Raw genomic sequence first — 12,958 nt, forward strand, 5'->3', positions numbered from 1 at the left:
GGGAGAACGCACATTCAGGGGGCGCTGCGCGTGAATATGGACGTTAAGAGATCAACGGAAGGCGAATCCGGCCTGAGCAGTCTTCAGGCGGAAGTCGCACATAAAATGGTCTCGCTCATATCCGCTGCACGCTGGAATATCGGCGACCGGCTGTCGGATGCTGCCATTGCAAAAGAGCTTCGCGTATCGCGGTCGCCCGTGCGTCAGGTGCTCAATCTTCTTGTGCAGCAGGGTATTGTCAGTCAGACACCCAATCGCGGATATCAGCTGCATCGCATTCCAGAGCCGGACGAACTCAACGACAATCTGCTGCCGCCATCGGAGGCGGAAGAGCTCTACCGGCGTCTGATGAGTGCGCGCGCCTCTGGTGCTGTTGGTGACGAAGTGTCGGAAGCCGAACTTGCCGATCAGCTGGGTGCAACGCGCGGCGCGGTGCGCCGGGTTCTGATGCGTTTTGCCACCGAAGGTCTCGCAGAGCGTCTTCCGGGCCATGGCTGGCGCTTTGCCGAGTCGCTCGATAATGAGCGCGCGGTCAATGAAAGCTACGCCTTCCGCCTGGTGATCGAATGCGGTGCGCTTTCGCAACCCGACTACGCGCCTGATCTCAGCCAGCTCGCAGCTCTGCAACGCGAGCAGAATGAAATATCGGTCCTGCCGATCCAGAGCCTCACACGGGATCTCTGGTTCAACGCCAATGCCAACTTTCACGAGACTATTGTTTCGTGGGCGAATAATCGGTTTTTCACGCAATCAGTTCGCTGGCAGAACCATCTTCGGCGCATGACGGAATATTCCGACTTCGACCGTTTGGGCGAAGAGCGTATCCGCAAGGCTTGCAAAGATCACTTAGGTATTCTCGAAGCCATCGAGAACAGAGACTTTGAATTTGCTGCAGCCCTGCTCAAACGCCATATCAGCCGCTCGGGTGCTGAGGACGTATGACAGTTACGGCTAACGCACCGCACCTGCTCAAGCCTTTTCCAGAGCGATTGCAATCCCTTGCCCTACACCGATACACATTGTCGCCAGCGCATAACGACCGTCGTTCAAAGAAAGTTCGAGCGCTGCTGATCCTGTGATCCGTGCGCCCGACATGCCAAGCGGATGACCCAGCGCAATCGCACCGCCGTTCGGGTTAACCCGGTGATCGTCGTCAGCAATGCCAAGTTCGCGCAAGACAGCAAGCCCCTGAGAGGCGAAAGCCTCATTGAGTTCGATGACGTCCATTGCATCGATGGCAAGCCCGAGCCTTGCCAGAAGTTTCTGTGTTGCGGGCGCTGGGCCTATACCCATAATCCTCGGTGGCACACCGGCAGTGGCACCGCCCATTATTCTCGCCAGAGGTTTCAGGGCATATTTCTTGACTGCCTCTTCAGAAGCAATGATCAGGGCTGCAGCACCATCATTGACCCCAGAAGCGTTGCCCGCCGTAACCGTACCGCCAGCACGAAAAGGCGTACCCATTTTTGAAAGGGCGTCGATGGATGTTGCGCGCGGATGTTCGTCATGCTCGACCACCAGCGCAGCACTTTTGCGTTGCGGGATGGTGACGTTTACGATCTCCTTGGCCAGCCTGCCGTTAGCCTGCGCGGCCGCAGCTTTTTCCTGACTGCGCATCGCAAAGGCGTCCTGATCCTCGCGCGAAATCTGGTAGTCTGCCGCAACGTTCTCGCCGGTTTCAGGCATCGACTCGACACCATATTGCTTCTTCATCAGCGGGTTTATGAAGCGCCAGCCAATTGTCGTATCGTATATTTCAGCCCGACGCGAAAAGGCGGCATCAGCCTTTGGCATAACGAAAGGAGCCCGGCTCATGCTTTCAACGCCACCCGCAACCATCAGATCAGCTTCACCGGCCTTAATCGCCCGCGCTGCACTGATAATGGCGTCCATGCCAGACCCGCATAACCGATTGATAGTCGTTCCCGTTATGCTGACTGGCAGTCCGGCGAGCAACAGCGACATACGTGCAACATTGCGATTGTCCTCGCCTGCCTGATTAGCAGAACCGAAAATAACATCGTCCACCGCTTCCCAATCAACAGCCCCATTACGCTCCATTAACGAGCGAAGCGGAATAGCCCCAAGATCATCCGTTCTCACAGATGAAAGGGAACCACCAAACCGACCGATCGGTGTACGAACATAATCACAGATAAAGGCTTCGCTCATAATGAGGTCTCGTATTTCGGGAATGATGATGGTTGCCGGTGCAGGGCCTATGCCTGCAAATGCGAAACGAATTTCGTATTCTGGTAGGCATCCAGCGCGTCAGCTCCGCCTTCGGTTCCGTAGCCGGAATCGTTGATGCCACCGAAAGGTACTTCCGGCAGTGCCAACCCGTAGTGATTGATAGTGATCATTCCGCTGCGAACAGAAGAAGATATTTTTGCAGCATTGGCCGATGATCCAGTAAAAGCATAAGCAGCAAGACCATAATTGAGCCTGTTGGCTTCCACCAAAGCTTCGTCAAGTGACTGAAACCTATTGAGAAGTGCCACCGGACCAAACGGCTCCTCGTTCATGATTGCCGCATCACGCGGCACATCTGCAAGGATCGTTGGCTCAAAGAAATTGCCACGATTGCCAATGCGTTCGCCGCCCGTAACCACTTTGGCCTTGTGTTCCTTCGCATCACCAATCAAGCGCTCCATGGCGTTGACCCGACGCGCATTGACCAGCGGTCCCATCGTCGTTTCGGCATCGAGCCCATCTCCGACTTTCAACGAACGGGCGTAAGTTGAAAGACCTTCGATCACCTGATCGTAGACTGCTTCTTCAATCAGAAACCGAGTGGGTGCGATGCAAATCTGGCCTGCATTTCTGAACTTGGCCGCAGCTGCCACCTTGATTGCCTGCTCCACATCGGCATCTGCCATGATGACAACCGGCGCATGTCCACCAAGCTCCATCGTGGCCCGCTTCATGTGCAAACCACTCAACGCCGCAAGCTGCTTTCCCACCTGCGTCGAACCCGTGAATGACACTTTCTTAATCACAGGATGAGGGATGAGGTAAGACGAAATCTCCGCCGGATCGCCATAAACGAGGTTGATAACACCATCAGGCAAACCAGCATCAGCAAAGGCGCGCACCAGTTCGGCTGGGGCTGCCGGCGTATCTTCAGCAGCTTTCAAAATGATGGAGCAGCCAGCAGCCAGAGCCGCAGATATTTTGCGAACCGACTGGTTGATTGGAAAGTTCCAAGGAGTAAACGCAGCCACCGGACCGACCGGCTCTTTGACTTCCGATTGCATCACATTTGCAAAGCGTGAGGGAACGATACGCCCATAGCTACGCCGGGCTTCTTCTGCAAACCAGTCGACCAGGTCACCGGCCGCAGCAGCCTCGGCACGCGCTTCCGACAGAGGCTTGCCCTGCTCAATCGTCAGCAAGCGCGCAACGCCCTCGCCGCGAGCCCGAAAAATGTCTGCAGCCTTGCGCAGCATCTTATAACGATCAAAGGCCGATACCTTGCGCCAAATCTCAAAGCCGCGTTCGGCTGCAGCCAAAGCGTCATCAAGATCGGCTGTCGTGGCTTTAGCAATATGTCCGATAACGTCGTTGGTCGCCGGGTTCAGGACGTCAACCGTTTCACCAGAACTGCCATCGCGCCATGTTCCATCAATGAACAGTTTGATATTGGAATATTCCACTTGAGTGTTCGTCATCACTCTCTCCTCAAACAGTTGCCTGATATTGATGGATGACACCGGCGTCGATCAGCTCTGCCAGTCTGGCTTTATCGAATTGAAGAACGTCCTCCAGAATGGAAGTACTATCTTCACCCAACATTGGCGGCGCCTTATAGGAAGCATGTTTCTGTGCCTCTAATCCTTGGGCTGGACGCACAAGAGAGACCGGCCCCAGATGTGGGCTTTCCAATGTTTGCACCACATTCCGTGCCACAACATTGGGACTTTCAAAAGCTTCTGGAACAGTTTTCACCTGCCCCGCAGGAACGCCCATCTTCAGACATTCAGCCATCCAATATTCGCGCGTTTGGGTGCGGAAACGCTCAGCCATCGGCGGTATCAGTTCAGAACGATTAAGCGCTCGCCCGCTCGCCGTTTTGAAACGATCGTCCGCGGCAAGTTCTGGCAGACCAATGATCTTTTCGCAGAGGATTGCAAACTGGCGGTCGTTACCGACAGCGAGGGCAAAGGCACCATCGGAACACTCGAAAATCTGATAGGGCACCACGGTCGGATGAGCATTACCAAAACGTTTGGGAATATGCCCGCCATTCAGATGGGCACTACCAATATTGATAAGCGTATTGAGCGCGCATTCAAAAAGAGAAATATCGACAAACTGTCCGAGACCTGTGGTCTTGCGTTGATAAAGCGCTGCCAGAATGGATTGCGTTCCAACCATACCCGCCACGATATCGGTCATAGCCACCCCGATGCGCATCGGCTCGCCATCGGTTTGTCCGGTGATCGACATCAGGCCGCTTTCAGCCTGAACCACAAAGTCATAGCCGGGGCGCCGTGCTTCCGGGCCGGTTTGGCCATAGCCGGATATCGAGCAATAGATGAGCCCGGGATTGAGCGCCTTCAAAGTCGCGTAATCAATTTTCAGACGTTCGACAGTTCCGGCACGAAAGTTCTCGACCACAACATCCGCCTGCTTGGCCAGTTCATAAATTATATCGAGGCCTTCTGGCGACTTCAGATCGAGCGCCAGGCTTTTCTTGCCGCGGTTAGCACAGAGAAAATAGGTACTGGCTCCTTTATAATTGGGAACCGACCACGCGCGCGTGTCATCACCGCCTTGAATATTCTCGATTTTCCAGACTTCGGCTCCAAGATCAGCAAGGCTCATCGTGGTCCAGGGACCGGCAAGAACGCGCGAAAGATCAAGAACCTTTATTCCAGCCAGCGGAAGGGCAGAGTTGTTATCGCCCATAACAGGAACCTCAAGTTCGTTCATTATTTTCAAGGTCACGTCCTTCTCAAACATCCGCGATAAGCGGCACCTGATAGTCAAAATTAGTCACGGGAATTACTGAGGTGATCGCCATTCCTGCGGGAAGTGACACGCGACCGCGTGTCCGCCTCCCTGAAGCTGCAATTCCGGCCTGACTTCCGCGCAGATCGCTTCCGCCCTGAAACAGCGGGTTCTGAACGGGCAACCGGATGGGGGATTGATCGGGCTCGGCACATCGCCCTTGAGCAGAATTTGCTGCCGCTTTCGCTCAATGACCGGATCGGCCAGCGGAACCGCCGACATCAAAGCCTGCGTGTAAGGGTGCAGCGGTCGGTTATAGAGTTCTCCAGCCGGAGCCTTCTCAACGATCCGCCCAAGATACATCACTGCAACCGTGTGCGAGATATGCCGCACCACTGACAGATCATGCGCAATGAAGATGTAGGACGTGCCGAACTCCGCCTGAATTTCCTGCAAGAGATTCAGCACCCCAGCCTGCACCGAAACGTCGAGCGCCGAGACCGGCTCATCGAGCACCATAACCTGCGGATTAAGCGCCAAGGCGCGTGCGATCACGACACGTTGCCGCTGGCCGCCTGACAGCTCATGCGGATAACGTTTGCCGTGCTCCGGGTTGAGCCGGACAAGTCGCAGCATTTCCTGGACACGCTCTTTACGCTGCTGTTGTGACAGATCACTGATACGAAGCGGCTCGGCGATGCTTTCTTCGATGCGCATACGCGGATGAAGTGAAGCAAACGGATCCTGAAACACGAATTGCAGGTGCTTGCGTGCAGCCCGCATTTCTTTCGGCGAGAACTGCGCCACGTTCTGTCCCTGAAACAGAACCTCTCCGCTCGTTGGCTCGATCAGCCTGAGCAGGCAACGGCCGAGTGTGGATTTTCCGCAGCCGGATTCACCGACCAGACCAAGTGTCTCACCCTTGGCCAGATCAAACGAAATATCGTCGACCGCCTTAACCTCAGCCACATCACGCTGAAAGATCGTGCCGCCTTTGATCGGAAACGATTTGCGAAGATTGCGGACCGAAAGAGCGGCATCCGACACAGAGGATGGAGCTGTTTGCGATGAAAAACTCTGGCTCATAGCGCGGCCTCGTTACTGACCGGTATGTCGGCCTTTCGTTGATATGCAGGCAGACTGTCGGCAAAGTGGCACGCCGATATGTGGCGTCCGAATTGCTGATATCTGGGAGCCGTTGTCTTGCAGATATCCTGTGCATGTGCGCATCGCGGATGAAACGCACATCCTTTGGGGAAAGCACCCAGAACAGGCGGCGCACCATCAATGGAATAGAGTTTGCCGCCGCTATCATTCAGTGTCGGGATCGAAGCGATCAGCCCGCGCGTATATGGATGACGAGGATTGTCGAAAAGTTCGAAGACATCCGCCTCCTCGACCACTTCACCGGCATAGACAACGGCAACACGGTCAGCATGGCCCGCAAGGACACCAAGATCATGCGTGATGAGGATAAGTCCCAGACCAAGTTTATTCTGCAAGTCCCGCAATACTGCCATGATCTGCGCCTGAACCGTGACATCAAGTGCAGTGGTAGGTTCGTCCGCAATCAATAGGTCCGGATCATTAGCGACAGCCATGGCGATCATCACACGCTGCCGCATCCCACCTGAAAACTCATGCGGGTATTGTTTCACACGCTGATCAGGTTGCGGAATGGAGACTAGCTCCAGCAACTCAATCGCCCGCGCCATAGCGGCTTTCCGGTTGAGCTTTTTCTGATGAAGCTGCAAGGCTTCGATCAGCTGATCGCCAACCTTCATCACCGGATTGAGAGAGGACAGCGGGTCCTGAAAAATCATCGCAATTTTCGAGCCGCGAAGGCTTCGCATTTCGCGCCGCGATTTACCAACCAGTTCTTCGCCCTGAAACGTAACCGAGCCTGAAACCTTGGCATTGGGCGGCGTCAGGCCGATTGAGGCCAGCATCCCGATAGACTTGCCGGAACCGGACTCGCCAACGATCCCCAAAACTTCGCGCCGCTTGAGTTCAAGATTGATGCCTCTGACCGCATCAAGCACCACACCATCACGGCCAAAGCCGACACGCAGGTTTTCAATTCGAAAGAGACTGGTGTTCTCATTTGGATTTGTCATTTTGTTCTCCAATCACTTCGAACGCGGGTCGAAATAGTCGCGAAGACCATCGCCGATGAAATTGAAACCAAGAACGATGGTCAGGATAGCAAGGCCCGGCCCCATCGCGATCCACCAGTTGTAGAAATAGACAGCACCCTCGGCGATCATGGAGCCCCATTCCGGCGTGGGCGGCGTTGCGCCAAGACCGATAAAGCTGAGCGATGCCGCAAGCAGAATGACCTGCCCCAAATCCATCGTTGCGCTGATCAATATCGGGGTCCAGCAGAGCGGCAGAATATGCTTGAACAGAACGCGGGAGCTGCTGGCGCCAGATGCTATCGCGGCCTCCACATGCTCACGCTCACGCACTTCCAGCACCTGTGCCCGCATGAGACGCGCATAGACAGGCCACCAAACAATGACCATGGCAATCGCAGCGTTTTCAAGCCCGGGTCCGAGCGATGCGGCAACCGCCATTGCGAGAAGCATCGGAGGAAATGACAGTGTGATATCGACGAGCCGCATAATGGCTGAGCCGATCAATCCACCTTTATAGCCTGAGATAGCACCAGCCAAAGCACCAATGATAACAGCACTTACCACCACCAAGAGGGCAATTGGCAGCGAATGCTTGGCTCCGTAAAGCGTGCGCGTCAACACATCGCGTCCCAGAGCATCGGTTCCAAGCCAGTGCGACCAGCTTGGTGCCTGCAGGCGTCGTCCAACCATGTCGAGCGGGTCGTAGGGCGTCATATATGGCGCAAAGAATGTCGCAATGATCCAGAAGGCGACGACAATAATTCCGATTGCCACCGGCAAGGTAAACCAGCGCGGTATTCTGAATTTAAGCTGACGTGATGAGGTGTTTGCTGCTGCAACCATTTGCTTTCCCCTTAGCCCAGACGCACGCGCGGATTTGCGAGAACATAGGCAACATCGGTGAGCAGGTTCGTAATCAGGAACATCACGCCACCGACGATGGTAACACCAATGATTGCTGGGAAATCCAGTGATCGTGCGGCCTCAACCGCATAAGATCCCATGCCAGGCCAGGCGAAAATTGTTTCGGTCAGCACAGCGCCCGTGATGAGATAAGCAAACGAATAACTGATGACTGTCAGAACCGGCACAAGAATGTTGCGCAGGGCATGGCGGAACACCACACGAAGTTCGCCAGCACCTTTGGCGCGTGCCGTGAGGATGAATTCACGCCCGATTACATCAAGCATATTGGCGCGAACGAGACGCGAAATCGTACCCGCCACGGTCCAGCCAAGCACTGTCGCAGGGAGAATCAGATGTGCGAGGGCATTTTTGAAAGCCGCGAAATTTCCTGCGAGCAGACTGTCGATTGTCATGAGGCCTGTGATGGCAGCAGGCGGCGCCATGCGTGGATCAAGTCGGCCCGGTCCGGGCAGCAACTCAAACTGCACTGAAAAGATGAAGAGAACGGCAAGCCCCAGCCAGAAGACGGGCAAAGATGATCCCAGCAGCGCAAAAAGGCGCGCCACATGATCAATCGCGCTGTCGCGATAATAAGCCGCCAGAATACCAAGCAGGATACCGACAATAGATCCCAGAACCATGGCCGATAAAACCAGCTCCATCGTGGCTGGCAAACGGGCCATCAAGTCTGTGCTGACAGGACGCTTCGTGACGAACGAGGTCCCCATGTCGCCAGACAGAAGGTTTTTGAGATAGATGACATAGCGCTCTGGCAGACTGCGATCGAGCCCCCACTTTGCTTTTGCAGCAGCCACAACTTCCGGGTTGTTCATCTGCTGCTCGGCCACAATGGATGTAAGCGGATCACCCTTTGTGATCGTCGTGAGCGCAAAGGCCATGGTCACGATGCCAAGAATTAGAAATGGCATCGCAATTAGGCGCTTAAAGAGATAATTTGACATGCACGGTTCCCATTTTGGAAATCTGGCGCAGTTTTTGTGCGTCCTTGCACATAGTATTGACAAGCAAATTTGACGCCGTCAATATAAATGAAATTAAATTTCATTTTCTGGAACGGCATTCCTCTAAACTGAAAACGACACACGCCCAGGAGACAACGTGAAGAAGAGAACGAAGCCCAGCTCATTGGACCTCGATAAAGACAGCGCTCAGGTTTCCAGCGCCCTCGTAAGGGGTCTGGAAATTTTGCGAAGCTTCACCCCAAATGATATTTCTCTTGGAAATCAGGATCTTATTGATCGGACAGGCTTGCCGAAAGCCACCGTTTCACGCCTGACACTAACCCTGGTCAATCTGGGTTATCTTAATTACGATGAAAATCTCGGGCGCTATAGCATTGGCCCCGCAACAATTTCGCTGGGCTACTCAGGCCTCAGTGCAAATGCTGTTGTTTATATGGCGATGCCGCTCATGCGGAAACTTGCGGAAAAAACCGGTGTCGCCGTTGCCATGGGACTGCGTGAGCAACGCGAAATGGTCTATGTCGCCAATGCGCGCTCTGAAAACCCTGTTTCCCTGCGCCTCAATGTTGGCTCAAGATTGCCAATCTGGCGCACTGCAATGGGGCTTTCCTATTATGCTGGCATGGAAGAAACGCAGCGTGAGTCTCTGCTTGAGCAAATGCTTGCGGCCGAGCCGGAACAGGCCGAGAAAATTCGTCGCCTGACAAGCAATGCACTCGAAGATTTTGAGAGAGATGGCTTCGTTGCATCATGCGGCGACTGGTACAGCTATATAAATGCGGTAGGCGTTCCATTCCGCCCGACTGATGGCACGCAGCTTGTGGCAATTACCTGTGGCGGCATTACCGACATTGCGCCACGCGATGTCTGTTATGGCGAAATTGGCCCGGCACTCAAACAGTTGACCATCGAGCTGCAGGAGCGGCTTGTCGGCAAGCTGGAAGCACCTTCACACACCTTACCCTAATCATCGCCAACGCGACGTAGCAGATTGTTGCAGGAAATCTCATGGCCACCGATATTCTATATCCAAAAGTCAGTCTGGAAACCAATTCCGGCACAATCTCTCGTTGGCACGCGAAAGACGGTGATACAGTCAGCCAAGGACAGCTCCTTTTTGAAATAGACAACGATAAAACCGTTGTTGAGGTGGACGCGCCTCACAGTGGAATACTTAAAATTCTAAAGCCTTCGACATCAGATGAAATCGACGTCGGCCAGAGTGTGGCAAGCCTTTTTCTTGAAGGCGAAGCTATTTCCTCGGCCATTTCAAAACCCGCATCGGAACCCGCTGCCGTTTCGTCACCTGAAGCCACAAAGTCTTCGGAAGCCCCGGCGTTGGATATCCGTTCACACACCACACAAGCCGGCAGGACTGTAGCAACACCACTTGCAAAACGTCTGGCCGGAAACGCTGGAATTGATCTTTCGCAGATCAACGGTAGCGGGCCGAGCGGGCGCATACAGAAGAAAGATGTTGTTGCTGCCATCGAAACGCAGCAGCCTGCGGCAAGCATCTCGTCCCAACCTATCAACGGTACTGAGCTGAACGCGGTATGGCTGCGCAAGGGAGAAGGAACACCGATTGTCCTTCTGCATGGCTTTGCCTCGGATCATAATAACTGGCGTGGCTTGTTTGCCGGCACCCAATGGCAGCAACCCTTGCTTGCCATTGATCTGCCATCGCATGGTGCCTCATCTCTTGACGTTGTTGACGACCTCGACGCAATTGCAGAACGCGTCGAAGCAACAATTCAACGGCTCAACCTCTCGCAAACGATTGTTGTCGGGCATTCTTTTGGCGCGGCAGTGAGCGCCCGACTGGCAGTCCGAGGGAATATCGATATCCGTGCGCTGGGATTGTTCTCACCAGCGGGTCTGGGGCCGGAAATCAATAATGGCTTTGTCGAGAACTTCGTTAAAGCCAAATCCAAAGAAAGCATCATACCTTGGCTGCATGAACTTGTTCATGCAAGGGACGCAATTTCAGACGCCTTCATTTCAGCCGTGGTGCAACAGCGACAGAACCAGCCGCTGAGTGACGCGATGAGCGCTTTTGCAAAACAGTTCTTTGCGGATGGAACACAAACCATATCAATCACGAACGACCTTGCATCGCTCGAAATACCGGTTCGTGTTGTCTTTGGAAAACAGGATCGCATCCTGCCTTTCAAACATAGCCGCAATCTACCAGACAATGTAGCGCTCCACGCTTTTGACGCCTGTGGACACATGCCTCATTTGGAAAAACGCGGCCTGTCGCTCCGTATCCTGCAGGAGCTTGCAAACTCTGTTCGTAACTAAAAAATCATGGCAATAAAAAAAGGCCGGAGATTTCTCTCCGGCCTTATTTGTTTCATCTGCGATAGCTTATTTGGCGACTGAAATCTCAGCCAATGGCAGGTTGCAGCAAGCCGAATAGCGCACGCCGTTCACCTTGCTATTATATGCCAGAATGACGTCTGGGCTCAGCATCGGAATGATGACATTGGCAGCGGCCATTTTCTCACCAGCCTGGAACCAGACTTTATCAGCCTGATCGGCAGGTGCTTTAAGAGCATCGGCCATAACCTGCTGAATATCGCCGATCACGAATGACGGGTCACGCGCTTCACCGGCACGCTTGGCCCAGAGGCTGCCCTTTGCCAGACCGAATGCATCGACATATTGCGATGTGCCATAGAAGTCAGGTGCATAATAGACAACGGTCAGCGGCGTGCCGTCACCATTCACCTTCTCACGCCACGTTGCAAAAGAAACAGGCTGCAGCTCAACCTTGATATTCACCTTGGACAGATCCTGCTGGATCTTCTGCATCATCTGTGTGAAATCAACACCGTAGACGTTGAGGTTTGGATAGATTGCCTCCAGCTTGAAACCATCCGGGTGCCCTGCCTTTGCAAGCAGTTCCTTTGCCTTGTCGGGGTTGTATTCAGGTATCTTGTGATCAGAGCCACCCGGGAAGCCGATTGGAATAGCGGCACCAATCAACTGGCCTTTGTCACCCAACATGAAATCAAGCAGTGTTTCACGATCAATTGCCGTGGAAATGGCTTCACGAACTTCAGGTGTCAGAGGCACTTCATTCGATTTGGCACCCGGTGAGAGCGCGATATAAATGAAGTTATAAGAATGAATGGAGTCAATCTTCACGTCGGGATTGCGGATAGTCTTGGCCGTTTCCGGATCGATCTGCATGGCAATATCTGCAGAGCCATTTTCAAGCATTTGCGCCTGAGCAACGGCATCCTTAACCTGACGGATAACAACTTCCCCTACTTTCGCAGCCTCGCCCCAGTATTTTTCATTACGCTTCAGGCGAAGTTCGGAATTGGGTTCGTAAGCGGCCAGAACAAACGGCCCACTACCTGCCGAATTGGCGAGAAACCAGGCTTCAGCATTGTCCTTTTCTGCAGCATCTTCACCATTGACGGCCTTGGCTTCAGACGTAGCAACTTCACTATTGACGATGCCGAAATATGGCGAAGCCACAACATTGAAGAACTCCGAATTGGGCGCCTTGGTCTTTACGACCACGGTTGCCTCATCAGGCGTATCGATGGAAGCAATCGTATCTGCCAGAAATGAAGGGCTTGCCTTCACATTCTTGAGGCGCTCCCAGGACCACTTAACGTCCTTGGCTTCAACCTTCGAGCCATCCGAGAACACAGCTTTCGGATTTATCTTGAAGGTAAATTCGGTCTGATCGCCATTTGCGGTATAGCTCTCGGCGAGCACCGGCACGACCTTGTTATCTTTGTCGAGCGACAAAAGACCTTCATAAACTGCCGAGTCATAAATCTGGCAGGTGTCGCAGAAGGTGCGATGCGGATCGAGCGAGTTGATGTCCATGTTGCGCGCGATCACAAGAGAATCTGCATTTTGCGCATAGGCTGCGGGAACCGCAGTCAGCAACGTCGCAGCCATCATCAGGCTTTTGAAATTCGTCATCAAAAGGCGGTTCAGCCCTGTTTTCCC

Annotated in this window: 11 protein-coding genes; 3 read left to right on the forward strand and 8 right to left on the reverse strand. The window is 53.8% G+C overall.

The genetic code is table 11. The annotated features are described in order from the left end of the window. The first annotated feature begins 36 nt into the window (after window positions 1–36). Window positions 37–942 carry a GntR family transcriptional regulator gene (locus tag ABWV94_RS14890; protein WP_007878258.1) on the forward strand — a complete coding sequence of 302 codons (906 nt, stop codon included), beginning with the start codon at window positions 37–39 and terminating at the stop codon, window positions 940–942. Window positions 943–969: 27 nt separating this feature from the next. On the opposite strand, the gene pcaF is transcribed toward ABWV94_RS14890, so the two are convergent. From pcaF to ABWV94_RS14925, 7 genes are all read right to left on the reverse strand, one after another. Beyond that, the gene (pcaF, locus tag ABWV94_RS14895) at window positions 970–2,172 is read right to left on the reverse strand and encodes a 3-oxoadipyl-CoA thiolase (RefSeq protein ID WP_353414053.1); all 1,203 of its coding nucleotides are present in this window, start codon (window positions 2,170–2,172) and stop codon (window positions 970–972) included. Between the two features lie 47 nt (window positions 2,173–2,219). After that, complete coding sequence (locus tag ABWV94_RS14900; RefSeq protein ID WP_353414055.1) at window positions 2,220–3,671, reverse strand: NAD-dependent succinate-semialdehyde dehydrogenase; 1,452 nt, start codon at window positions 3,669–3,671, stop codon at window positions 2,220–2,222. A gap of 10 nt (window positions 3,672–3,681) precedes the next feature. Then, the gene (locus ABWV94_RS14905) at window positions 3,682–4,935 is read right to left on the reverse strand and encodes a CaiB/BaiF CoA transferase family protein (RefSeq protein WP_064321470.1); all 1,254 of its coding nucleotides are present in this window, start codon (window positions 4,933–4,935) and stop codon (window positions 3,682–3,684) included. A gap of 72 nt (window positions 4,936–5,007) precedes the next feature. Then, entirely contained in the window at window positions 5,008–6,039 is a 1,032-nt protein-coding gene (locus ABWV94_RS14910; protein WP_353414057.1) for an ABC transporter ATP-binding protein, read from the reverse strand. After that, on the reverse strand, window positions 6,036–7,070 hold the full coding sequence (locus ABWV94_RS14915; protein ID WP_353414059.1) for an ABC transporter ATP-binding protein: 1,035 nt from the start codon (window positions 7,068–7,070) through the stop codon (window positions 6,036–6,038). Before ABWV94_RS14915 ends, ABWV94_RS14910 begins: the two co-directional genes overlap by 4 nt. 12 nt (window positions 7,071–7,082) lie before the next feature. Beyond that, window positions 7,083–7,934 (reverse strand): ABC transporter permease, encoded by an 852-nt coding sequence (locus ABWV94_RS14920; RefSeq protein WP_064321469.1) that lies wholly within the window; start codon window positions 7,932–7,934, stop codon window positions 7,083–7,085. Between the two features lie 11 nt (window positions 7,935–7,945). Next, on the reverse strand, window positions 7,946–8,959 hold the full coding sequence (locus ABWV94_RS14925) for an ABC transporter permease (RefSeq protein WP_007878243.1): 1,014 nt from the start codon (window positions 8,957–8,959) through the stop codon (window positions 7,946–7,948). Between the two features lie 157 nt (window positions 8,960–9,116). Here ABWV94_RS14925 and ABWV94_RS14930 point away from each other — a divergent pair, with 157 nt between their 5' ends. Together ABWV94_RS14930 and ABWV94_RS14935 are read left to right on the forward strand one after the other, a co-directional pair. Next, window positions 9,117–9,947 carry an IclR family transcriptional regulator gene (locus ABWV94_RS14930; protein WP_079213135.1) on the forward strand — a complete coding sequence of 277 codons (831 nt, stop codon included), beginning with the start codon at window positions 9,117–9,119 and terminating at the stop codon, window positions 9,945–9,947. A 41-nt stretch (window positions 9,948–9,988) separates the two neighbouring features. Then, window positions 9,989–11,284 carry an acetoin dehydrogenase dihydrolipoyllysine-residue acetyltransferase subunit gene (locus ABWV94_RS14935; RefSeq protein WP_200637546.1) on the forward strand — a complete coding sequence of 432 codons (1,296 nt, stop codon included), beginning with the start codon at window positions 9,989–9,991 and terminating at the stop codon, window positions 11,282–11,284. Between the two features lie 66 nt (window positions 11,285–11,350). On the opposite strand, the gene ABWV94_RS14940 is transcribed toward ABWV94_RS14935, so the two are convergent. Further along, on the reverse strand, window positions 11,351–12,910 hold the full coding sequence (locus ABWV94_RS14940; protein ID WP_353414107.1) for an ABC transporter substrate-binding protein: 1,560 nt from the start codon (window positions 12,908–12,910) through the stop codon (window positions 11,351–11,353). Between the last annotated feature and the right edge of the window lie 48 nt (window positions 12,911–12,958).

Origin of the sequence: Brucella sp. NBRC 12953 (assembly GCF_040369775.1) — a bacterium.
GTDB classification, from domain to species: Bacteria; Pseudomonadota; Alphaproteobacteria; order Rhizobiales; family Rhizobiaceae; genus Brucella; species Brucella pseudogrignonensis.

What these genes read in the sequence shown, in the direction of transcription:
- ABWV94_RS14940 (WP_353414107.1), bottom strand. Translation starts at nt 12,910, where the DNA reads ATGATGGCTGCGACGTTGCTGACTGCGGTTCCCGCAGCCTATGCGCAA.
- ABWV94_RS14925 (WP_007878243.1), bottom strand. Translation starts at nt 8,959, where the DNA reads ATGTCAAATTATCTCTTTAAGCGCCTAATTGCGATGCCATTTCTAATT.
- ABWV94_RS14920 (WP_064321469.1), bottom strand. Translation starts at nt 7,934, where the DNA reads ATGGTTGCAGCAGCAAACACCTCATCACGTCAGCTTAAATTCAGAATA.
- ABWV94_RS14905 (WP_064321470.1), bottom strand. Translation starts at nt 4,935, where the DNA reads ATGAACGAACTTGAGGTTCCTGTTATGGGCGATAACAACTCTGCCCTT.
- ABWV94_RS14935 (WP_200637546.1), top strand. Translation starts at nt 9,989, where the DNA reads ATGGCCACCGATATTCTATATCCAAAAGTCAGTCTGGAAACCAATTCC.
- ABWV94_RS14915 (WP_353414059.1), bottom strand. Translation starts at nt 7,070, where the DNA reads ATGACAAATCCAAATGAGAACACCAGTCTCTTTCGAATTGAAAACCTG.
- ABWV94_RS14910 (WP_353414057.1), bottom strand. Translation starts at nt 6,039, where the DNA reads ATGAGCCAGAGTTTTTCATCGCAAACAGCTCCATCCTCTGTGTCGGAT.
- ABWV94_RS14900 (WP_353414055.1), bottom strand. Translation starts at nt 3,671, where the DNA reads ATGACGAACACTCAAGTGGAATATTCCAATATCAAACTGTTCATTGAT.
- ABWV94_RS14890 (WP_007878258.1), top strand. Translation starts at nt 37, where the DNA reads ATGGACGTTAAGAGATCAACGGAAGGCGAATCCGGCCTGAGCAGTCTT.
- pcaF (WP_353414053.1), bottom strand. Translation starts at nt 2,172, where the DNA reads ATGAGCGAAGCCTTTATCTGTGATTATGTTCGTACACCGATCGGTCGG.